General features: G+C 70.9%; 20 protein-coding genes. 5 read left to right on the top strand and 15 right to left on the bottom strand.

The window, feature by feature from the left end; translation table 11 throughout:
- Positions 1-50 precede the first annotated feature (50 nt).
- The 14 genes from ACIRC0_RS10940 to ACIRC0_RS10875 form a co-directional block, all read right to left on the bottom strand.
- Positions 51-614 carry an NUDIX hydrolase gene (locus tag ACIRC0_RS10940; protein WP_403614132.1) on the bottom strand — a complete coding sequence of 188 codons (564 nt, stop codon included), beginning with the start codon at positions 612-614 and terminating at the stop codon, positions 51-53.
- The gene (locus tag ACIRC0_RS10935; protein WP_403614129.1) at positions 611-2140 is read right to left on the bottom strand and encodes a hypothetical protein; all 1530 of its coding nucleotides are present in this window, start codon (positions 2138-2140) and stop codon (positions 611-613) included. The genes ACIRC0_RS10940 and ACIRC0_RS10935 overlap by 4 nt, the downstream gene beginning before the upstream one ends.
- Before the next feature lie 337 nt (positions 2141-2477).
- Positions 2478-3656 carry an adenylyltransferase/sulfurtransferase MoeZ gene (gene moeZ / locus ACIRC0_RS10930; protein ID WP_200419177.1) on the bottom strand — a complete coding sequence of 393 codons (1179 nt, stop codon included), beginning with the start codon at positions 3654-3656 and terminating at the stop codon, positions 2478-2480.
- 63 nt (positions 3657-3719) lie between these two features.
- Entirely contained in the window at positions 3720-4469 is a 750-nt protein-coding gene (locus tag ACIRC0_RS10925) for a spherulation-specific family 4 protein (RefSeq protein ID WP_403614125.1), read from the bottom strand.
- Positions 4457-5416, bottom strand: coding sequence for an NAD-dependent epimerase/dehydratase family protein (locus ACIRC0_RS10920; protein WP_403614122.1), 960 nt, complete (start codon positions 5414-5416; stop codon positions 4457-4459). Before ACIRC0_RS10920 ends, ACIRC0_RS10925 begins: the two co-directional genes overlap by 13 nt.
- 184 nt (positions 5417-5600) lie before the next feature.
- Positions 5601-6926 carry a hypothetical protein gene (locus ACIRC0_RS10915; RefSeq protein ID WP_403614119.1) on the bottom strand — a complete coding sequence of 442 codons (1326 nt, stop codon included), beginning with the start codon at positions 6924-6926 and terminating at the stop codon, positions 5601-5603.
- Positions 6923-8653, bottom strand: coding sequence for a DUF3492 domain-containing protein (locus tag ACIRC0_RS10910; protein ID WP_403614117.1), 1731 nt, complete (start codon positions 8651-8653; stop codon positions 6923-6925). Before ACIRC0_RS10910 ends, ACIRC0_RS10915 begins: the two co-directional genes overlap by 4 nt.
- A gap of 235 nt (positions 8654-8888) precedes the next feature.
- Positions 8889-10520, bottom strand: coding sequence for a dipeptide ABC transporter ATP-binding protein (locus ACIRC0_RS10905; protein ID WP_403614115.1), 1632 nt, complete (start codon positions 10518-10520; stop codon positions 8889-8891).
- Positions 10517-11515, bottom strand: a complete 999-nt coding sequence (locus ACIRC0_RS10900) for an ABC transporter permease (protein WP_403614112.1) — start codon at positions 11513-11515, stop codon at positions 10517-10519. The genes ACIRC0_RS10905 and ACIRC0_RS10900 overlap by 4 nt, the downstream gene beginning before the upstream one ends.
- Positions 11512-12537, bottom strand: coding sequence for an ABC transporter permease (locus ACIRC0_RS10895; protein WP_403614109.1), 1026 nt, complete (start codon positions 12535-12537; stop codon positions 11512-11514). The genes ACIRC0_RS10900 and ACIRC0_RS10895 overlap by 4 nt, the downstream gene beginning before the upstream one ends.
- Before the next feature lie 4 nt (positions 12538-12541).
- Positions 12542-14254, bottom strand: coding sequence for an ABC transporter substrate-binding protein (locus tag ACIRC0_RS10890; protein WP_403614107.1), 1713 nt, complete (start codon positions 14252-14254; stop codon positions 12542-12544).
- A gap of 182 nt (positions 14255-14436) precedes the next feature.
- A complete protein-coding gene (locus tag ACIRC0_RS10885; RefSeq protein ID WP_403614103.1) occupies positions 14437-14529 on the bottom strand; it encodes an Ms4533A family Cys-rich leader peptide in 93 nt (30 codons plus the stop codon).
- A 56-nt stretch (positions 14530-14585) separates the two neighbouring features.
- Positions 14586-15896, bottom strand: a complete 1311-nt coding sequence (locus ACIRC0_RS10880) for a DUF3152 domain-containing protein (RefSeq protein ID WP_403614100.1) — start codon at positions 15894-15896, stop codon at positions 14586-14588.
- Between the two features lie 8 nt (positions 15897-15904).
- Positions 15905-17008: an alpha/beta fold hydrolase gene (locus ACIRC0_RS10875; protein WP_403614097.1), complete on the bottom strand. Its 1104-nt coding sequence runs from the start codon at positions 17006-17008 to the stop codon at positions 15905-15907.
- A 270-nt stretch (positions 17009-17278) separates the two neighbouring features.
- On the opposite strand from ACIRC0_RS10875, the gene ACIRC0_RS10870 reads away from it, so the two are divergent.
- From ACIRC0_RS10870 to ACIRC0_RS10855, 4 genes are all read left to right on the top strand, one after another.
- Entirely contained in the window at positions 17279-17500 is a 222-nt protein-coding gene (locus ACIRC0_RS10870; RefSeq protein ID WP_403614094.1) for a hypothetical protein, read from the top strand.
- Between the two features lie 260 nt (positions 17501-17760).
- The gene (locus ACIRC0_RS10865; RefSeq protein WP_403614092.1) at positions 17761-18405 is read left to right on the top strand and encodes a TetR/AcrR family transcriptional regulator; all 645 of its coding nucleotides are present in this window, start codon (positions 17761-17763) and stop codon (positions 18403-18405) included.
- A gap of 196 nt (positions 18406-18601) precedes the next feature.
- The gene (locus ACIRC0_RS10860) at positions 18602-18829 is read left to right on the top strand and encodes a DUF3107 domain-containing protein (RefSeq protein WP_103843673.1); all 228 of its coding nucleotides are present in this window, start codon (positions 18602-18604) and stop codon (positions 18827-18829) included.
- 198 nt (positions 18830-19027) lie between these two features.
- Positions 19028-19297, top strand: a complete 270-nt coding sequence (locus ACIRC0_RS10855) for a hypothetical protein (RefSeq protein WP_403614090.1) — start codon at positions 19028-19030, stop codon at positions 19295-19297.
- Positions 19298-19474: 177 nt separating this feature from the next.
- Here ACIRC0_RS10855 and ACIRC0_RS10850 read toward each other — a convergent pair whose 3' ends face one another.
- On the bottom strand, positions 19475-20221 hold the full coding sequence (locus ACIRC0_RS10850) for a ferritin-like fold-containing protein (protein ID WP_403614088.1): 747 nt from the start codon (positions 20219-20221) through the stop codon (positions 19475-19477).
- A 487-nt stretch (positions 20222-20708) separates the two neighbouring features.
- On the opposite strand from ACIRC0_RS10850, the gene ACIRC0_RS10845 reads away from it, so the two are divergent.
- The coding region (locus ACIRC0_RS10845; protein WP_403614085.1) for a DEAD/DEAH box helicase at positions 20709-22514 on the top strand (1806 nt) is incomplete at its 3' end.

Here is a 22514-nt window from a genome sequence, read left to right as displayed (position 1 = left end):
GGGGGAGGTGAGCACGTCATGGACTTCGAAGCCCTGGCCCGCTTGCATGGTCACCGACCGGGCAGGTGACCGAGTGCGTGGCCAAGAGCCAGAGCAGCCAGAGACATGCCGTCCTCGATACGCCCCTGAGCTACCCAATGCCATAGTTCTCGGATGTGAAGCCAGCGCACGGCCGACACTTCTTGCACATCGACTACGTGCCCTATGGGGTCGTTGACTCGTGCGAGCACTATGGCAACCCGGGTCGCCAGCATTCCCGAATCTGGTGTCATGACGCTCAGACGTTGGAGTTCGGCGTCTTGCACACCAAGCTCTTCGCGGAGTTCCACCCGGGCACTGACGAGGGGATCGTGATCATGAGAGAAACCCCGAGGCAGGCCCCACTGCCATGAGCCCACCGGGTAACGGTACGTATGGACCAGCCCGACGGTCATTCCATGGATGGGCAAAATCACCACACCTGGGCCTTCGCCGCGATTTGCGATTCTCAGGTATCGGCCAAGGGTCCCGTCCGGGAACTCCACCTCGTCATCGAAGACCTCGGCGAAGGGATTCGCATAAGCGAGGACCTCGCGCTTCCGGCGGATTGGCTCTTGGCGTTCCGCGTCCCTCAAGGTTGATATCCCCTCACGTCGACAACTCTTCCGAGCGCATGGGCCGTGCGCCGCGTGCCCTGCCAACGGCGGATGGATTGAACTCCCTTTTTAGCCACGGCAGGGGCGACTGCCCCGATTGCTGTCGCAGGGAACTCGAGGATGCCCGGCACTTGCCAGAGAGCAGCCGCAATTGCAGGTCCGGCGGCACCACCACCGGTAAGGAAAACCTGAACTCCAAATTTGCCCACCAGGCCGGCATCACCCCGACCGCCGAGAATGGACGCAACGCAGGAAAGGTGATCATCGAGTGCATTGCGGGCGGCTGTCGCATCCTCTGCCGCAGCCAATTTGTCCAATCCCTTCCAGAAGGGCGACCGGGCCCGGCCCCGGCCGCCCCGCTGCGCTCGCGCGTCAAGGAGTGCGGCGATGGCGTCTACCGCACTGTCCCGCAGATTTGACAGTTGGCCACGGGTTTGACTTTCCGTAGCGGCCGCTTGTGAATTGAGCCGCACTTCGAACAGGGGATGCTCCTCCGACTCACCTCTCGAAACATCCTCGTGCGGCAACCAGGCTGCTTGGTGCGCCCCGGAACGATATTGCGCGATTGCAAGCTCTTGGGCAATGGCGCGTGAGATGAGGATCCGATCCCCGGCGGCCACATCAGTACTGAAGGTCGCGGGCGCAACCCCGATTGAATCAGCCACGATCGCATTGTACAAGGTGTCGACGAACTCGATTACGAGGTCCAGAGTATCCTTGCTTCCGACTATTTCCTCTGGCGTCCTACGAGCTGAATCGTTGGGCCATGGTTCTGCGATTCGGAGTCGACTGCGTTCGTTGAACGCCCGAGACCGCGTCGGATCAAGGCGCCGAATCGCGCCGACGAGGTCTGCATACACCTCACGGAAAGGCTCCGGAAGAGATTGTGCCGCTCGACCCATCAGGGATCCCTCCTCAATGGTGGAGGCGAGCAGCTTTCCCAGTTCCAATGGTGCCGCCGGGGATTTTGCCCTCACTCGGGGGAGGCCTCGAAATTCCGCACGGATATCGTTCAGCGCCTGTGCCCGGTCGACGCCTATCCAGTCGCTATTGAGCAGACGATCGAGGTTCTCGGACTGCCAGCGAACGTCGCGAGGATCGAGGCCATATTGTTCCGGCTTGTGAAGTTCCGGCAGTAAGGAACTGAAAAACGGGCGGTTCTTGTCGAAGACGCGACCGAGCATGCCTGCTGCGGCATCCTCGAAAGAATCCGCACTGAAGAGATGAAGCCGGAAGGGGTGTTCATCAATTGCTGCCCTGTTGCGAGCCTGGAGGACGGTGCGCGCGAGGGTGAGAAATCCGGGGGAGTCGAAAGCATAGGACTGAGGAACGACGACATCGCGCCCCAGTACAAGGGTCATGAGCACTTCGACAAAGATCTGAAGCTCAAGGTCATCCCGTCGTTGTCGCTCGGAGTCCGAGATGCCAGTCGGACCTGGCCAGGGCATCCGCACGGAGTCAAGTGACTCCAGGTACTGGAGGTCTTGACCGCTTGAGAAAGCCATATCCGCTCCCAAGTCGCCACTACTGAACGCTGCCGCCAAGCTGTGCGGGATGCTTATGAAGCTGTTCCAGACAGGCCTCTGCCCCTGTCAGCTGTGGCGCCCCTGTCTCAGCCTCCGGCGCCCGCGGCCATCCGGCACGACCCACGCAGCCTACGATCGGGTGATCAAGCGTGGCTAGCTCACTCGGCTGCACCAGGGGGCCTGACGGCTCATCACTGGGCCCCCTCCGGGCCGTCCAAGGTCAGCCGAAGCCGACCGACAACGACAGAAGCCCACGGCATCCGACCTGGTCAGCGCCGTGGGCTTCTCCTCTGCCGCTGGCCAGCGGCAGAGCTGATTAATACACCGGCTTGTGCGGCTCGATCTGGTTGACCCAGCCGATCACGCCGCCGCCCACGTGGACGGCGTCGGAGAAGCCCGCCGACTTCAGGACGGCGAGGACTTCCGCACTGCGGACACCCGTCTTGCAGTGCAGGACGATCTTCTTGTCCTGCGGCAGGGTCTCCAGAGCGGTGCCCATCAGGAACTCGTTCTTCGGGATCAGCCTGGCGCCCGGGATGGAGACGATCTCGTACTCGTTCGGCTCGCGGACGTCGATGATGTCGATGTTCTCGCCGTCGTCGATCCACTCCTTGAGCTGCTTGGGAGTGATCGTCGAGTCGGCGGCCGCCGCCTGGGCCTCCTCGGAGACGACGCCGCAGAAGGCCTCGTAGTCGATGAGCTCGGTGACGGTCGGGTTCTCACCGCAGACCGCGCAGTTCGGGTCCTTGCGGACCTTGACCTGGCGGTACTGCATCTCCAGGGCGTCGTAGATCATCAGTCGGCCGACCAGCGGCTCGCCGATGCCGGCGAGAAGCTTGATCGCCTCGTTCACCTGGATGGAGCCGATGGACGCGCACAGCACGCCGAGGACGCCGCCCTCGGCACAGGAGGGGACCATGCCCGGCGGCGGGGGCTCCGGGTACAGGCAGCGGTAGCAGGGGCCGTGCTCCGACCAGAAGACGGAGGCCTGGCCGTCGAAGCGGTAGATCGAACCCCACACGTACGGCTTGTTCAGCAGCACGCACGCGTCGTTGACCAGGTAGCGGGTCGCGAAGTTGTCCGTGCCGTCGACGATGAGGTCGTACTGGCTGAAGATGTCCATCACGTTGTCGGCCTCGAGCCGCTCCTCGTGAAGGACCACGTTCACGTAGGGGTTGATGCCCTTGACCGTGTCACGCGCGGACTCGGCCTTCGAGCGGCCGATGTCGGACTGGCTGTGGATGATCTGCCGCTGCAGGTTCGACTCGTCGACCTCGTCGAACTCCACGATGCCGAGCGTTCCCACGCCCGCCGCGGCCAGGTACATCAGCGCCGGCGAGCCCAGACCGCCGGCGCCCACACACAGCACCTTGGCGTTCTTCAGCCGCTTCTGCCCGTCCATCCCGACATCGGGGATGATCAGGTGGCGGGAGTACCTGCGGACCTCGTCTACGGTGAGCTCGGAAGCCGGCTCGACCAGGGGTGGCAGCGACACGGGGACTCCGTTGGTCGGTCAATCACTACGGTTGTTCTCCTGGTAACACTGCCACGCCCTTCTTCATTCCGAGACACCCGTTCCGAGACGCGAGACGATGTCGTCCCAGTAGCCGGGCATGGCCTCCCAGGGGACGGTGCGGCCACCGCGGTCCGTGCGGTCGGTGAACCAGATGGTGGCGGCGCCCTGCCAGCGGGCGATGCGCAGCGCCTCCTCGAGGTGGCCGCGGGGCACGCCGTGCACGAAGTGGCAGAAGCGCTCGGGCGGGTGCTCGGCGGTCCACTCGGCGACCTGCGACCAGCGGTAGTCGCTCCAGGAGCCGGAGAAGGTGACCAGTTGGTCGGCGTGTTCGGCGTATCCGGGATACGGGTGGCTGCCGTGGCCCAGGACGATGTGCCCGTGGCCGAGGAGCGCGCGCAGCGTGGTGACCGTGCGGCCGGTCTCGGAGAGGAGCGCGCGTTCGGTGGGGCAGCGGTCCAGGAGGAAGCCGTCGACCTGGTACCAGTCGAGATAGCGGTCCGCCTCGGAGATCAACTCGCCGAAGGGGCGGGCGCCCCAGACGACGTCGAGGTGACCGAGAACACGGACGCCGGCGGTGTGCAGCCGCCCCGCGGCCTGCAGGCAGTGCGGGTCGGGCCGGGTGCCGGGACCGTTGCTCACGTTGAGGGCGGCCCAGTGCACCGGGGTGCCCGGACGGGCGAGTGCGCCCCACTCCTCGGGGGCGAGGAGTGGGTGCGCATAGCCGGGGGTGCCGAGGCCCAGGCCCAGGTCGGTGCTCGCGGTGCTCGCCGGGGTGTTGGTCAGATGCGGCATGCCGCCTCCATCCAGATGTCCGCTAGGGACTCCTCGAGGTTGATCCGGGGCCGCCAGCCGAGCCGGTCGCGGGCGGTGCGGACATCGGCCTGCTGCCAGCTGCCGCAGCCGTCCGGGTAGGGGTAGGCGACCGGGACGGCGTGCTCGGGGTCGCCCCGGTGGTGGCCCAGGACCGGCCGCACCGGGCTGGTAGGGCCGTCGAGTTCGTGCAGGGCGCCGCCGTAGCCGGCCACGCGGGCGAGGACGGCGGCGGCGTCACGCAGGCGCACGGCGCGGCCCGAGCCGATGTTGATCACGCCCTGGGCGGCGGAGAGGGAGGCGGCGTGGACGGCGCGGGCTACGTCGCGTACGTCGACGAAGTCGCGCTGGACACCGAGGCCGCCGAGCTTGAGTTCGCCGTCGCCGGACTGCATGGCGCGGCGCAGGGCCTCGGCGAGGCGGCCGAGCGGGGACCCGGCGGGGGTGCCGGGCCCGGCGGGCGAGAACACGCGGAGCACGACGGCGTCGAGCCCGGAGCCGAGGACGAGTTCGGTGGCGGCGAGCTTGCTGACGCCGTACGGTCCGCCGGGGCGCGGGACCGCGTCCTCGGCCGTGGAGGAGCCGGGCTGACTGGGTCCGTACTCCGCGCTGCAGCCGATCTGCACCAGACGGGCCCCGCAGCCGCTGCGGCGCAGGGCCTCGCAGACGGTGGCGACGGCGACGGTGTTGTGCCGGGTGAGTTCGCGGGCGCCGCCGCGGATGGCACCGGCGCAGTTGATGACGACTCCGGGGTGCACGGCGTCCAGGAAGCGGGTGAGTGCGCCGGGGCTGCCGGCGGCGAGGTCGAACCGTACGTCGGCGTCGTCGCCGCGTCCCAGCGCGGTGAGTTGCACGGCCGGGTCGGCGAGCAGGCGGTCGGCGACGAAGCGGCCGATGTATCCGTTGGCTCCGATCAGCAGGACCCTCATCGGGCGGCTCCCGGGGCGGACTCTCCGGTTCGGGAGGTGATCATCTGGCGTTTCTCCTTAACGAGGGTGGTGCCGTGGGATGAGAGAGGCCCCGCGGTGTCGGCCCCGCGGGTGGGGGTGCCGGGGATCGGGTCCCGGGCGGCGGTCGCGGCTCCATGAGTCCCAGAGGCCATGGGCCGACGGCTCAGGGTGATCCGGGCGGCCGGGCGTGGGCCGAGGCCCGGGTCAGGGTGCGGATCGCGTGGATCAGCAGGGTCAGGGCGGCCAGGGCGCAGACGAGGGCCGGCACGGCGTCGGTGCCCCAGGCGTCCGTCAGGGTCTCGACCGGCGTGACCAGGGCGGAGCAGCCGGGGAGCCGGGCGGCGAAGACCGTGGCCAGGGCGGTCGCCTCGACGGCGGCCGCGGTGCCGAGGACGACGGTCGGGGCCCGCCCGGCGCCGTGGACGGCGAGCAGCCGGGCGAGCAGCAGGAGTGCGCCCAGGGCACCGGCTCCCACCGAGACGGCGGGTTCGCCGAGGAGGGATCCGGTGAGCGCGAGCAGTGCGGCGAGGGCGGCCAGGAAGAGTGCGAACACGCCGAGGAACAGCGGGGTGGCGGAGGCCGCGAACTCCTCGAGGCCGCGGCTCGCGGCGAGCCTGCGGCGGGCGTGGACGGCGAAGAGGCGGGCGCACCAGGCGGCCGGGCCGCAGGCCAGAGCGAGGGCCAGAACGGGCGCGGTGGCCAGGGGCCAGGGGCCGTCGGGGCCGCCGTCCAGGGTGGCGCGCAGCAGGCCGTCGCCGAGGAGTGCGTCGGCCAGCAGCCAGCATGTCCACACGCGCGCGGCAGCGGACGTGGTGTGGGCGGAGGCGCGCAGCGGGCCTCGGCCGAGCGCCACGCGCAGGCCGAGCGTGACCGCGAGGGCGCCGAGTACGGCGACGGCGAGGTGGGCCCGACCCTCGGTGGCCCGCAGGCCGAGGACGGCGGCGGTGCACAGGGCGCCCGGGAGCAGGGCGAGGACGGCCCACGCCCGGTGCTCGCGGGGGCCGCCCGTGGGGGCGGGGCGCGGTGGGGGCCGGTCGTCGTCGCGGGATACGCGCGCGTACATCTCCTCGGCGAGCGAGAAGACGTCCCGGTGCCGGTAGCGGGCGGCGGCCCGGTCGGTCAGTCCGTGGGCCTCCAGACCGGCCGCGATCTCCAGTGGGTCGACGGCCCGTTCGCACAGCTCGCGGTGCCGGTGCATGAGCGCCTTGACGGGGTCGGCGGCAGCTCGGCGGGCAGGGGGCTTGCGGGCGGGGTCCGCGCTCCCGGCGTCCGCGGCGCGCACGGCACCGGCGGTGTGGGGCGCGGTTTCCGCCGCGACGGCTCGGGGCGCACGATCCGACGCGACGGCCCCTGTGCGCGCCTCCGTCGTCTCCTCCGCGCTCGTGTACGCGCTCGTGTACGCGCTCTCCGCCCCCAGGTCCCACTCCTCGGGCCTTGTGTCCCAGGCGTCGGAGCGGGGCCGTTCGCCCACGTCTCTCACGTCTCTCATCGCGCGCCCTCCGCTGCCGGAACGGCTGCGTGCGGCCACATGGCGGCGCGTACGGGTGCCGGCGCGGCGTCCTGCTCGCATGCCCAGCGGGGCCGGGCGCCGGGGGGCCGGGGCTCGGTCCAGCGGCCGGGCAGATGGGCTTCCGCGGGCGCTCCGAAGGGCAGGGGTTCGCCCGCGTCGTCCACCACTACCCGCCGTACCGGCGCGTGGGAGACGATCTCCAGGTAAATGCTGTGAAATGCCGCCACGTTCTGCTCGACGGTGAACAGTTCGAGGGCTCGTGCGCGGGCGGCCGCGCCGAGGCGCTCACGGCGCGCGGAGTCGCGCAGCAGTGCCAGGCACGCCTCCGCGAGCGCCCGGGGGTTGCGCGGCGGGACCACGAGGCCGGTTCCGCCGATGACCTCCACCACCGCGCCCACATCCGTGGACACCGTCGCGCGACCGCAGAACATGGCCTCCACCAGGCTGATCGGAAACCCTTCGACGACGCTCGACAGGACGACGACCGCCCCGGCCGCGTAGGCCTCCGCCAGGTCGGGCACCTCCGGGTCGCCGATCTCCTCGAAGGACACCGGGTTGTCGCCGACGGCGTGCACGCCCTCCGCCTCGTCCGGGAACAGCTGCGCGGCAAGGGCCCTGCACTGTCCGAGGTACTCCGCCCCCTCGGCGTCCGCCGCGGTCCCGACGACACGCAGCCTGGCCTTCGGCTCCGCCTTGCGGATCTCCGCGAAGGCGTGCAGCAGGCAGACCAGGTCCTTGGCGGGTTCGACACGGCCGACCCAGACCAGGGTGTACGGGTCCGCGCGGTCGGCGGCCTCGCCCACCTCCGTGAAGCGGGACGCCTCCATGCCGGGGTAGACGGTGCGCACCTTGGCGTGGTCGGCGCCGCACCGCTCCTGCCAGCGCCGGGCGTGGGCGTTGCCGGGCGTGACGCAGGCGGCCCGCCGGTAGACCTCGGCGGCCAGCCGGCGCTGGAAGGAGGCGAGCAGCGCGCGCACCGGACGCGTCTCCTCCGTCGCGCCCAGGTAGTGCGCGCGCAGCCGTACGCCGTACTCGGTGACCAGTAGCGGAATGCCGGCGAAGTGCCCGGCGAGCAGCCCGGGCAGGGCCGCGGCGCCGCCCGACGCGGCGTGGCAGAGGTCGACGGAGCCGAGTCCGTCGTCCTCGTACCAGTCCAGCGAGAGGGGGCGCAGGGCGCGTTCGACGTATGCGGCCACCTCGAGCAGGTCGGGTACGCCCGCCGCGCGTGCCGCCCGGAGGGCACCCGGCGCGCGGCAGGCGCCCTCCAGCGCGCGTACTGCGGTCTCGGAACGCAGCGCGCGGGCCAGTCCGCCCTCGTCACGGGCGAGTTCGGCGAGCGCGTAGAGGGCACTGCCGAAACGGTCCGCCTCGGGGCCGGCCGGTTCGGGCGCCCCCTGCGGCGCCCCTGGCTCCGGTGCCGCGCACAGGGCGGCGGCCAGCTCCCCGTACGCCTCGGTGAACCGTCGCCGCACCCGGCGCCCGTACGCGACCCCGTCGTCCTGAGCGGTCCACAGGGGTGCCGTGCGTACCCGGCCGACGTGCGGCGGCAGCGGGATCCAGCCATCGGCCTCCTGCCGCTCGGTGCGGCAGAGCGCGTAGACGTCGAACTCGTGCTGCCGAAGTCCGCGCACGAGCCGGTCGCACCAGAGCCTGGCGTCACCGCTCACATACGGATAGCCACCCTCGGTAAGCAGTCCGATGCGCACGTGTGCACCCCCGATCTCCCGTAGGGAGCCGCCGTCGTCCGGCGGCCCGCAGCGGGACGAACGTACGCGGACGGGGCGGTGGCACGACGGACGGTTGTCCGTCGTGCCACCAAAAGGGGTGAACGGGCGTAACTTTCCCGCACAGGCCGCGTTCGATCGCGCTACGCCCTGTCGTCGAACTCCCGTCGTTCGCCCGGAGGCCGGCTCATGGCTCACTTTCGGCCGTGCGGCCGGGTCATGCCGCGGTGAGCTCCCTGCGGGCCGTGCGCCGTTCGGCCGCGACCGCCGGATCCAGCGCGGGGACGGCGGCCAGGAGCTGCTTGGTGTACGGGTTCCGGGGCGACTCGTACACCTCGTCGGTCGGGCCGTACTCGACGATGCGGCCGCGCCGCATCACCGCGACCCGGTCGCTGACCTGGCGCACGACGGCGAGGTCGTGCGCGATGAACACGAGTGCCAGCCCGAGTTCGCGCTGCAACTCGGCGAGCAGGGCCACGACCTGCGCCTGGGTGGTGACGTCCAGCGCGGAGACCGGCTCGTCGCAGACGATGACGCGCGGCTTCGCGGCGAGTGCCCGCGCGATGCCGACGCGCTGGCGCTGACCGCCGCTGAACTCGTGCGGGTACCGGTCGTAGTGCGCCCCGTCGAGGCCCACGCGCTCCAGCAGTTCGCACACGCGCCCCCGGATGCGCTGCTCATCCCTCCCCCGCTCTCGGCTCCGCCCGAGCGGGGGGACCCCCGTCCCCCGCGCCCGCAGCGGGTCGGCGATGGACTCGCCCACGCTGCGCCGGGGGTTGAGGGAGGAGACGGGGTCCTGGAAGACCATCTGCACGCCCGGGTCCACCCCTGCCCGTGCGATGCCCCCGTGGCGGACCTCGCCGGCCGTGGGTTCCAGCAGCCCGACCAGCATGCGCCCCAGGGTGGTCTTGCCGCTGCCGCTCTCCCCCACGATGCCGAGGGTCTCGCCGCGCCGCACCGTCAGCGACACGTCGTCGACGGCCGCCGACTTCCGTTTGCCGCGGCCGAACTCGCGGCGCAGTCCCACCGCCTCGATGACGACCTCGTCCGACGCGGCGCTCTCCTCGACCCGCGGCGCGTCCACACGCGGCACCGCGCCCAGCAGTTCGCGGGTGTACTCCTCACGGGGCTCCCCCAGCACGGTCGCGACGGCGCCGTGCTCGACGGCCCTGCCGTGCCGCATGACGAGCACCTCGTCGACGCTCTCCGCGGCGACGCCCACGTCGTGCGTGACGAGGAGCAGCCCCATCCCGGTCTCCTCGCGCAGGGTGTGCAGCAGGTCGAGGATCTGGGCCTGGACCGTCACGTCCAGCGCGGTGGTGGGCTCGTCGGCGATCAGCAGGTCGGGTTCGCACGCGAGCGCCATGGCGATCAGGGCGCGCTGACGCATTCCGCCGCTGAACTCGTGCGGGCGCGAGCGGGACCGTCGTGCGGCGTCCGGGATGCCCACCCGGTCCAGCACCTCGACGGCACGCGCGCGTGCCGCACGCCGGGACGCGCGCGTGTGCACCCGGTACACCTCGGCGATCTGGTCGCCGATCGCGTAGTACGGGTCCAGGGACGACAGCGGATCCTGGAACACCATCGCGGCCCTGCCGCCGCGCAACTGCCGCAGGTCGTCGTCGGACGCCCGCCGGACGTCGGTGCCGGCGACCCGGATCGAACCGGTCACCCGGGCGCCCGTGCCGCGGTGCAGACCGAGGAGCGCGGAGGCGACGGTCGACTTGCCGGAGCCGGACTCGCCGACGAGGCCCAGGGCGGCGCCCTCGGCCAGCCGGAAGGAGAGGCCGTCGACGGCGCGCAGGGAGCCGAACTCGACGGTCAGGTCCGTGACTTCCACCAGGCTCATGCGAGCACCACCCGTCGGTCGGCCACCGCGTACAGGACGTCCGCGACGGCATTGGCCAGGACCACGAAGAAACCGATCACCAGGACCATGCCGACGACGACCGGCAGGTCGACGACCTTCACCGCCTGGACCAGTTCCTGTCCGATCCCCGGCAGTCCGAAGAGGGTCTCGGTGAGCACCGCGCCGCCGACGGCCGAGCCGAAGGTGACGGCGTTCAGGGAGATGACGGACGCGAACGCCCCGCGCAGCGCGTGCCGCGCGATGACCGAGCGCTCGCCGACCCCGTAGGCGCGGAACGTCCTGATGTGGTCCTCGGCCAGCGTCTCCAGCATCGAGGCCCTGGTCAGCCGGGCGAAGTTGGCGGCTTCGATCAGGGCGAGCGAGAGCCAGGGCAGTAGCAGGTTCCACGCCCACTGCTCGGGATCGTCGCTGAAGTCGACGTACTGCGGGAAGGGCAGCAGTTGGAGCTGACCGCAGATGACGATCATGAGGATCAGGCCGATGACGAACACGGGTGTGGCCACGCCGGCGAGCGTGATCGCGGTCAGCGCCCGCTCGGTGACCCGGCCGCGCCGCCAGGCGGACAGCACACCGGTGCCGATGCCCAGGAGGAGCCAGATCACCATCGCGCCGAGCACCAGCGAGAAGCTGACCGGAAGCTTCCCCAGGATGATGCCGGTGACCTGCTGGTCGCTCTGGTACGACAGGCCGAGGCAGGGCGCCGGGCAGTGCTCCACGGACGTGCCCGTCGAGTAGTCCTGGCCGACGAACAGGCCCTGAAGGAAGTGCCAGTAGCGCACGTACAGCGGGTCGTCGAGTTTCAGCTGCTGGGCGACCTGGTGCACCTGTTCCGGCGAGCAGCGCGGTCCGCAGGTGATCTGGGCGACGTTGCCGGGGGTCACGTAGAAGACGACGTAGATGATCAACGAGAGGGCGAACAGGGTGACCAGCGCGCCGACGACACGGCGCAGTACGAAACCGCCGAAGCCGCTCATGCTCCCTCCTCCTTCCGTGCGGCCGCGTCCGCCCTGGCCTCCCGCTTGCGTCCGGTTCCGACGCGCAGACGCGAGGCCGCGCGCGGGTCGAGCGCGGTGCGCACCCCGTCACCGAGGACGGTGAGCGCGAACACGGTCACGAAGAGCGCGCCCGCGGGCAGCAGCAGGTACTGCGGGGCGGCCTGGTACCAGACGTCGGCGGCGGTGAGCATCTGCCCCCACGACGGCGTCGGGGGCTTCACACCGACGCCGAGGAAGGACAGGGCGGCCTCGACGGAGATGTTCTGCGGCACCAGGAGCGCGGCGTACGTGATGACGGGCGCGGCCAGGCCGGGCAGCAGCTCACGGCGGGCGATCCGGACGGTGCTCCAGCCGCTGAGCCGGGCGGCGGAGACGTAGTCGAGCCCCTTGAGCGTGAGGGTCTGGGCTCTCACCATCTTGGACAGCGTGCCCCAGCCGGAGACCAGGCCGACGATGAGCGCGACGAGCACGGGTCGCGGAAAGCTGCTCGGGACGATCGCCAGCAGCGCGAGCGCCATGATCATCAGCGGCATGGAGATGAAGATGTCGGTGATCCGGCTCAGGATCAGGTCGACCCAGCGGTTGCCGAGTCCGGCCGCGATACCCATGACGACACCGAGCAGGACCTGCACCACCGTGGCGGCGAGTGCCACGCCGAGCGAGACCCGCGCGCCGTAGACGAGCCGCGCGAACAGGTCGCGTCCGGTCTGCGGCTCGACGCCGAGCCAGTGGTCGCCGCTCATGCCGCCGAACGGCCCCGTGGGGACGCCGCCGCGCGCCGAGTCGATGAGCGCCGGATGGTACGTGGTCGGGTCCTGACCCTCGAGCGCGGTGAGCAGCGGCGCGGCGAGTGCGACCAGGACGAGGAGCGCGACGACGGCCGCCGCGACGAGGACGGCGCGCTGTGCGCGCAGCCGCCGCCAGAACAGACGGGCCCCCGAGGCCGCCGGGACGGGTGCGTCCGTCCCGGCGGCCTCGACGGCGACAAGTGCCTCACTCACGGCGCTACTTCACCGCGACCTGTGAGATGTCCAGAACACCGGTCCAGTCACTGATCACGATGTTCCTGACGTCCTTGCCGTACAGACGCTTGTAGACCGGGTGGAACAGCGGCACCACCAGGGCCTGCTCGCCGATCTTCTTGTCCAGTGCGCCCCAGCGCTCGGCGGCCGCGTCGAGATCCGTCAACTTGTTGATCGCGTCGATCTCGGCATTGACGGACTTGTCGTTCAGCAGGCCGGTGTTGAAGTTCGCGCCGTCCTTGACGATCTGCCGGCCGTCGAAGATCGGGGCCAGGAAGGGACCGCCGGAGGGCCAGTCGGCGCCCCAGTGGGCCAGGAAGAGGCCGGGCTCCGTCTTGACGCCGTGGATCTTGTCCTTGTAGTCGTTCTCCTCCAGTCCCTGGAGCTTGACCGTGATGCCGGCCTTCTTCAGCGCGTCCTGGACGGCGGTCGCGATCTCCGGGCTGGTCTCGAAGTCCTTGCTGTTGGAGTGGGTGAGAGTGACGGTGACCCCGTGCGGGTAACCCGCCTCCTTCAGCAGCTCCTTGGCCTTGGCCGGGTTGCCGGTCGCCCCCGCCGGGAAGAGGTCGTACGGCGTGTAGCCGAAGGACTTCTGGTCGGGAAGGAACGTGGTGGCGGGCTCGGCCAGCGAGGAGCCGCCCGCCGCGTTGATGACGGACGACCGGTCGATGGCGTACGAGATCGCCTGCCGCACCTTGACGTTGTCGAACGGCTTGACGGTCGGGTTGAACGCGATGTAGTTCGTGTAGCCGAAGTGGCCGGTGCCGACGCGGGAGGCCAGTTCCTTGTCGCCGGTCACCTTGGCGAGTTCGGCAGGGCCGAGGTTGGTGTCCGTGGTGACCGCGGCGGCGTCCGCACCCTGGGACGCCGACAGCCGCTGGTTGATCACCGAGGAGTCGAGCCCGGAGCGTACGTCGATCTTGTCCGGGTAGGCCTTGCGCTGGTCGTCACCCGACCAGTACGTGTTGCGCTCCAGGATGAGCCGCTCGCCGTCGTTCTGGTTCTGGACGACCTTGTAGGGGCCGGAGGAGATCGGGTGCTCCTCGTACTTGGTACCGGTGTCCCTGGCCTTCGGGACGGGTGTGAACTGGGTCTGCGTGGCCAGGTAAGGGAACTCGCCCTCGGGCTTGTTCAGGTGGAAGACGATGGTCCGGCTGTCCGGGGTCTCGATCGCGTCGAGGCCCTTCTTGTCCTTGTACGGGCCCTGGTAGTCCGCCGCGCCGACCAGCCAGTCCCTCAGATAGGGGGCGCCGCCGGAGAGTTCGGGCGCGAAGGAGCGCTCGATGCCGTACTTGATGTCGGCCGAGGTGATCGGCGTGCCGTCCTCGTACTTCAGGCCCGTCTTCAGGGTGTACGTCCACACGGTCGCGTCCTTGCTCGGGCGCCCGGTGTCGGTGGCGAGGTCCGGGACGACCTTGGCGCCGGCCGCGCCGTTCGCGCGGTTGCGCGTGGTGAGCGTGCGGAAGACGAGGGAGGGGACGTTGCCGCCGCCGGAGGTGTACAGGCGGGCCGGGTCGAAGTCCTGCTGCGGATCGGAGTTCAGAACGGTCAGCGTGCCGCCCTTGTGCGGCGTGGAGTCGCCACCGGAAGCCTTGACACCGTTGTCCTTCGGCCCGCAGGCGGCGGCGCCCGCTGCCACGACCAGGCTGACGGATGCCGCTGCCACACGGCGCGCTATGACGGACGGTTGACGCATCGGAATGACGACCTCTCGGGACTCGTCCCGCATGGCGAGACGGATAAGCGGAATGTGAGACAGATCTGGTCGGACGTCTGCCTCGGCGCCGGGTCGTCGAAAAAACGTGAACCGGTGTCGGCGCATGCCGACGGGTCACGGAAGAGAGAGGAAAGTCGCGACGCGAACGCCTGAGGCGGTCGTCAGCGACAGTGGATGTCGGCCACGCAGAGCGCGGTCACGCCGATGAGCGCCAGCTCGATGGCGGCGCGAGGGGTGGCATGACGGGGCGACATGGGCAGCAATATGAACGAAGTTTCAGCGTGTGTCAATGTGACGAGAGCTGCCACCGTCAACTCCCGGGGTACGGCCAGGGATTGGGACGGCAGTGGATTCCGTCGTGGTCGAGGAACTTGGTCTGCTGCTGCATGACCGGGGCGAGCTCGCCGTTCTTGTCGCAGGTCACATGGCCGTAGCCGAGGCGGTGGCCGACCTCGTGGTTGATCAGCATCTGGCGGTAGGCGTGAATTTCGTCACCGTAGGTCGTCGAGCCCTGCGCCCAGCGATAGGCGTTGATCATCACGCGCTCGGTGGAGGCGGAGTCGCAGGAGACGTTGTCCTCGGCGGTGTCCAGACCCGACTTCGCGCACCAGGCGGCGGTGGTGCCGGGGCTGGCCAGCGTGATCACGAAGTCGGGCTTGCCGGAGTGGATGCGCTCGAAGGTACGGGCGCCGTTGTGGGCCCAGCTGCGCTCGTCGTTGAGGGTCTTCTGCACGGCCTGGGCGAAGAGTTCGCCGTCCAGACCGAGGCCGTTCTCGACGTCCACGCGGTAGGTGTACTTCCGTCCGGTGCCGGGTGCCTTGGCGGTGCCGGGGACCGCGGAGAACGTGCCGGGTCCCTTCAGCGTGGCGCTGAGCGGGTACGTCCTGTCCATCGCCTGCTCGTACGTCAGCGGCGTCGCGCCGGGCGAGACGGAGACGGTGGGGTCGGCGCCGGTGACCGGGCCGGAGGTGTCGCGGGCCTGGTCGGTGACGGCCCGGGACGGTGCGGCGGCGCGCTGCTGTCCGGCGAGGAACTGGCCGGCGACGACGACCGCGAGCACGGTGGTCACGGCGGCGGCCACGATCCCGGCGTACGAGCGTCCCCTGCCGCCCCTGCCGCGAGCGGCCTCACCGGTCCCGGTGGGCGACGCGGTCTCCTCGGTCTGCGCACCGGGGTGGCGTTCGTCGGTCAGGGGTGCGTGTTGCGGGGTGCGACCGGTGCGACGCGGCGTGAAGACGTCCTCGTCCTCGTCGAAGGCGTCGAGGTACTCCTGGCGGGGGCCGGGCTGCGACCGCTGCCGCGGGATACGGGGCACGGCACCTTGGCGCGGCACGTCCTGGGCCGCGCCGGCCCTGAAGTCTCCCCAGGCGCCGCCGCCTTCGCGATGCTCGGGGTGACCGCCGCGGGCCTGAAGGGCACCGTCGGGAAGGCGGGGCACGCCATGGGCGGGGGTGCCGTCGGCGAACCGCGGAACGCCTCGGCCGGGCGTCCCGTCGGCCGTACGACGCGTGCCGCCGACCGCGGCACCCCGTGGCGAACCCTCCGCCGCGGATATGCCCGGCGCCGCCTCCGTGTCACCGTTCGTCCTGTCGGCCCGCCCCTTGCGGCTGTGTCGTCCCACGCCGCGTCTCAGCTCCTCGTGTCCGCCGTGCCGGTGCCGTCGCTCGCCGCGTCCTTCAGGGAGGTCCCGGTGTCCTGCGTGGAGGTCCCGGTGGAGGTCCCGCCCGTCGCCGCCGAACCCGCGCCCGCCGAACCCGCGCCCGCCGGATCCGCGCCCGACTCGCCCGCGTCCGCGAGGAGTTCGCGGAACGCCGCGGCCACCACGTCCGGGTATTCCATCATCGCCACATGCCCCGCCTCGGGCAGGGTCAGCAGGCGGGAGTCGCGGAAGGCACGGGCCGCGCGCTGGGCCTTGCGGAACGACACCAGCTGGTCCCGGCCGCCGTAGACGAGCAGCGTCGGGGCGAGGACCCGCTCCGCCTGGCGCCACAGCCCGTGCTGTCCGCCCAGCGTGTAGGCGTTCACGATCCCGCGTGCCGAGCGTGCCATCGCGTCCCAGAAGTAGGGCAGCCTCAGCCGCCGCTCCATCTCCTCCACCGCGTTGCGGAAGCCCTCCGGCGTGACCCGTCCGGGGTCGCCGTAGCACAGCGCCATGACCCCGCGGACACGCTGTTCGGCCGTCCACTCCTTGGTGTACCGGGTGAACAGGGCGGCGACCCCGGGCAGCGCGAGCAGGCCCGTCGGGATGGCGCCCCGCTGGATGAGGATCTCGGGGAGCGCGGGCGAGACGAGCGTGAGCGTGCGCACGAGATCGGGGCGGACGGCCGCCACGCGCGTGGCGACGGCTCCACCCATCGAGTTGCCGAACAGGTGCACAGGACCGCGTCCGGCCGCGTCGAGATAGCGGATGACCGCGCGCGCGTGCCCGGTGACGGAGTAGTCGCCGTCGTCCGGCGGCGGTGAGTCGCCGAAGCCCGGCAGATCGACGGCCTCGCCGTCGACGTGCCCGTCGAGCAGCGCCATCAGCGCCGACCAGTTCTGGGAGGAACCCCCGAGTCCGTGGACGTACAGCGCGGGCGGCAGCCCCTCGTGCCGCGGTGGTCTCGACCGCACCGTCAGCGTGATCCCCGGCAGCGCCACCGACCTGAGCCGCTCGCCTTCCTCGACCCTGACGGGTGCCACCTTCGGGAGAACATTGGCGGCCGCGATGGACGGCAACTCGGTCGAAGACATGCGGCAATGTTACGAGACGATCACGTAGTGGTTCGTGTGTTCGCTGTCACAACGGCTGGGGTCCGCCCGTCGAATCAGGCCGGGCGACGCCCGGCGTGCGGCGTTCCCCGCACCCCGGCGTGAAGCGTTGCACGCACCACGCGGAGGCCGTCACCACACATAGCGTCCGGTTCCTGTGTCTCCTAGGCTCGTAGCAGGGCACCCGCACATGGACCCCGCCTCTTCAGGGACGTTCCAGAAGTTCCAGGAGTTCTAGGAAGGGAGCCCATCATGGCCGTAGACCCCACTGATCCCGAGACGTTCGAGGACGAGGCGAACGACGCCGCCGAACTCGACGTGGAGGCCCCGGAGAACGACGCCGCCGAACAGCACGCCGAACTGGCCCCCGAGCGGGACGAGACCCCGACCGGGGACGACATCCTGCGCGCCAACGAGGCGGACCTCGCGGAGCAGGCACGCATCGTCGCCCTCGACGAGGACGACTACCGGTGAGCGCTCGGAGGGTGGCCAGATCGGTGAGGTACGACGACCACGCCAGGTAACGGAACGAGTGCGTGTGGTGAGCAGCCGTCGGCCGTCACGCGGGCGGGGGGCGTCCGTTCGCCCTCCCTGCCCGTGTATGGCGCGTTCCGCACGGCTTTCGCCGCCGTCCGGTCCGTGAAATTCTGCGTTCGCACCGCGCACAGCAGGGTTACCGAAAAGTACGATGGCGGCGCGGCACACACCGCATGTGGACGATTTTGGGAGGCGGCGTGACAGCCATCGAGCAGACAGAGGCGGCACGCCCGCGGGGCACGCGCCTGCCGCGCCGTGCCCGACGGAACCAGCTGCTGGGCGCCGCGCAGGAAGTCTTCGTGGCGCAGGGCTACCACGCGGCCGCGATGGACGACATCGCCGACCGCGCCGGCGTCAGCAAGCCGGTGCTCTACCAGCACTTCCCGGGCAAGCTCGACCTCTATCTGGCCCTGCTGGACCAGCACTGCGAGGCCCTGCTGCAGGCCGTACGGCACGCGCTGGCGTCGACGACCGACAACAAGCAGCGCGTACGGGCCACGATGGACGCGTACTTCGCGTACGTGGAGGACGACGGCGGTGCCTTCCGGCTGGTGTTCGAGTCCGACCTGACGAACGAGCCCGCCGTGCGCGAGCGCGTCGACAAGGTCACGAACGAGTGCGCGGAGGCGATCTGCGACGTGATCGCCGAGGACACCGGTCTGTCGCGGGCCGAGTCGATGCTGCTGGCCTCGGGGCTCGGCGGCCTTGCCCAGGTGGTGGCGCGCTCCTGGCTGCACAGCGACCGCAGCGTGCCGCGCGACCAGGCGGTGCAGCTGCTGACCTCGCTGGCGTGGCGGGGCATCGCGGGCTTCCCGCTGCACGGGAGCGAACAGCAGCACTGACCCCTCGGGGATTCGATCGACAGCCGTACGGCCCCGTCCGGACACCACCGGGTGCGGCCGTACGGCTGTTTTGTTCCCGGCGGGTGTTCGCTCCTGGCGTGCCGGAGCGGAGCGTGTACGTCCCCTCACCGGGCTAATGTGTGCTGGTACGGCGCGGACGGCCGCGCACATCACTGACCGTCGGAGGGACAAAGCCGTGGAGGTCAAGATCGGCGTGCAGCACGCGCCCCGCGAGATCGTTCTGGAGAGCGGGCAGAGTGCCGAGGAGGTCGAGCGCGTCGTGTCCGAGGCGCTGGCCGGCAAGTCGCAGCTGCTGTCCCTTGTGGACGAGCACGGCCGCAAGGTCCTGGTCCCGACCGAGCGTCTCGCCTACGTGGAGATCGGCGAGCCCACCCCGCGCAAGGTGGGTTTCGGCGCGCTGTAGTTCCGGACGGAGCAGCGGAAGGGGCCCGGCGGTCGGTGTACCGCCGGGCCCCTTCCGCTGTCCGGGGAGCGTGCCGCTCGGGAACACACAGACGGAGCACATCCGCCCCACAGGGGATGATTGTGTTCCGCGCGCCGCGGGTAATACCGGCTACGACCGATTTGCCCAGGCAGCAGCCGTGCGGGAGGGAACCTCGTCATGCTCTTGGAAGCGCTCGGCTCCGCCGTCCTCGGGCTCGCCCTGGCATGGGTGGCCGCACGCCGGCTGCCGCACCGTCTGCCCAGTCGTGTCCTGGTGCTGTCGACGGGTGCGGCGGGGGCGCTCTTCGGGGCGTTCCTCACCCACAGCGCGCTGGGCCCGGCGGGTCTCCTGGTGATCCTGGCCGGGGCGCTGGTGGTCTCGGCGGCGTCGCTGTCCCTGCTGCTGAGGCCCTCGGAAGGGTTTCGCCGCCGCTCGGCGACGGCCTGAGGGCCGCCGCCGGAGCCGACCCGAAGCCGGCCGCCGCAGACGGCGACGGCCGGGGCACCTGTGGTGAGGGGGCGCGTGGCCCGCGCCGTACGGCCGGCCGTCGCCGAAGCGTGCGGTGACGGCCGGGCACACAGCGGGCTCGGCCGGGGGCACCCCGGCGGCCGGTGGTGGGCGGCCTCAGGCAGCCAGCCCCAGCGCCGCCATCCGCTTCGTGTGGGCCTCCGTGATCCGGGAGAACATCCTGCCGACCTCCGCGAGGTCGAAGCCGTCCGCCACACCGCCCACCAGCATGGTGGACAGCGCGTCCCGGTCGGCCACCACCCGCTGGGACTGCGACAGCGCCTCGCCCATCAGCCGCCGTGCCCACAGGGCGAGCCGGCCGCCCACGCGCGGCTCGGCGTCGATCGCGGCGCGCACCTTCTCCACCGCGAAGTCGGCGTGCCCGGTGTCGTCGAGGACGGCCAGGACCAGTTCGCGCGTGTCGGTGTCGAGGCGGGCCGCGACCTCGCGGTAGAAGTCACTGGCGATCGAGTCGCCCACATACGCCTTGACGAGCCCCTCCAGCCAGTCAGAGGGCGCCGTCTGCCTGTGGAAACTGTCGTACGCCGCCACGAACGGCTCCATCGCCTCCGTGGGCTCGGCCCCGATCTCCTTCAGCCGGTCCCGGATCTGCTCGAAGTGGTGGAACTCGGCGGACGCCATCTTCGCCAGTTCCGCCTTGTCCGTCAGCGTCGGCGCGAGCTTCGCGTCTTCCGCGAGCCGTTCGAACGCCGCCAGCTCCCCGTACGCGAGCGCGCCCAGCAGGTCCACGATCGCGGCACGGTACTGCGGGTCGGCGGAGGCGGTCGCCCAGTCCTGGGCGGCCACTCCGGTGGGTCCGGCGGGGGCCTCGGGGCTGTCGGGGGCGTTGTCAGGCGTCGTCATGAAGCGCACAATAGCCCGCTCACCGCCGCCTGGAAGTCCCTGGTCAATCACTGTGATGACGGCTACGTGACCGAATCGGCCACCGCGAGTGCGTGATTCCGGGGTATGGTGGTAATGCGCCTGCTGAGTGCGTACGTCTATGAAGACGACGTATCTCGACGGGCCGCATGTTTGAGGATGCCCGGTCGGTGGCCCGATCGGCTCCGACCCGACAGCCCTCCTCGGGCGTACGGCACCTGGCGTGCGCGTTCGGAGGGACCCTCAGCGGTACGAGCGCTGGAGCGTCGGCGTGGTCCCGTGCCACAGGCCCGTCCCCCAAGCAGGCCGACGTTCATCCGGCACGGTCACGACCCCCGCGCTCGCCTCGCGCCGCCCACACAGAAGAGGCAGCACCCTGACTACGACTTTTCGCGAACTCGGAATCCTTCCCGAGACAGCCGAGGCCCTGGAAGCCGTCGGCATCATCAATCCCTTCCCCATCCAGGAGATGACGCTCCCGGTAGCCCTCTCCGGCACCGACGTCATCGGTCAGGCCAAGACCGGTACCGGTAAGACGCTGGGCTTCGGACTCCCGCTCCTCGAGCGTGTCACCGTCCCCGCCGACGTGGAGGCGGGCCGCGCGAAGCCCGAGGAGCTCACCGACGCGCCGCAGGCGCTCGTCGTGGTCCCCACGCGCGAGCTGTGCACCCAGGTGACGAACGACCTGCTGACCGCGGGCAAGGTGCGGAACGTACGGGTGGTCGCGATCTACGGCGGCCGCGCCTACGAGCCCCAGGTGGAGGCCCTGAAGAAGGGCGTCGACGTGGTCGTCGGCACCCCCGGCCGGCTCCTCGACCTCGCCGGGCAGAAGAAGCTGGACCTGAAGCACGTCAAGTGCCTGGTGCTCGACGAGGCCGACGAGATGCTCGACCTCGGCTTCCTGCCCGACGTCGAGAAGATCATCGACATGCTGCCGGCCAAGCGGCAGACCATGCTGTTCTCGGCCACCATGCCGGGCGCGGTCATCGGCCTGGCGCGTCGCTACATGTCCCGGCCCACGCACATCCGCGCCACCGCGCCGGACGACGAGGGCGTGACGGTCGCGAACATCAAGCAGTTCGTCTACCGCGCGCACTCCATGGACAAGCCGGAGATGATCGCCCGCATCCTGCAGGCAGAGGGCCGCGGACTGGCGATGATCTTCTGCCGTACGAAGCGCACGGCCGCCGACATCGCCGAGCAGCTGCAGCACCGTGGCTTCGCCTCCGGCGCGGTCCACGGCGACCTCGGCCAGGGCGCCCGCGAGCAGGCCCTGCGCGCCTTCCGCAACGGCAAGGTGGACGTCCTCGTCTGCACCGACGTCGCCGCGCGCGGCATCGACGTCGAGGGCGTCACCCACGTCATCAACTACCAGTCCCCCGAGGACGAGAAGACGTACCTGCACCGGGTCGGCCGTACGGGCCGCGCGGGCGCCAAGGGTACGGCGATCACGTTCGTCGACTGGGACGACATCCCGCGCTGGCAGCTGATCAACAAGGCGCTGCAGCTGGACTTCAACGACCCGGTGGAGACCTACTCGAGCTCCCCGCACCTGTTCTCCGACCTCGGCATCCCCGAGGGCACCAAGGGCGTCCTGCCGCGCTCGGAGCGAACCCGCGCCGGGCTCGAGGCGGAGGAGCTCGAGGACCTCGGCGAGACGGGCGGCCGGGGCTCGCGGGGCCGCCGCTCCCCGGACGCGTCCGCGCAGGGCGAGCGCCCGGCGCGTACGCCGCGCCGTCGACGCCGTACGCGGAACGGTACGCCGATGGACTCGTCGGCCACCACGGACACGGCCACCACGGAGACGGCCGCGACGGAGGCGACCGAGTCGGCGGAACGCCGTACCCCCCGCCGACGCCGCCGTATGCGCGGCGGGGCGCCGGTGGAGGCGACAGCGGCACCGGTGACGCCGGTGACCACGGAGCCGGCCGCGCCCGAGGCCACGAAGGCGGCGGAGACGGCCATGGAGACGGTCGAGGCCACGGAGACGAAGCCGCGCCGCCGCCGCACCCGCAAGACGGCCGAGTCCGTCCCGGTCGCGCCCGAGGCCACCGCCGCGACGGAAGCGACCCCGGCTGCCGCCGAGACCGCCGTGGACACCGCGGAGGCCACGGAGGCCAAGCCGCGTCGCCGCACCCGCAAGACCACGGAAGCGGCACCGGCCACCGCCACCGAGGCCGCCGAGGCGACCGAGGTCAAGCCGCGTCGGCGCACCCGCAAGACCGCCGAGACGGTCCCGGCCGCCGACGCCGCAAGCGAGGCCGCGGAGGCCGTG

The organism is Streptomyces sp. NPDC093984 (assembly GCF_044764595.1).
GTDB lineage: Bacteria > Actinomycetota > Actinomycetes > Streptomycetales > Streptomycetaceae > Streptomyces > Streptomyces cynarae.
This window is presented reverse-complemented; position numbering and strand designations above follow the sequence as displayed.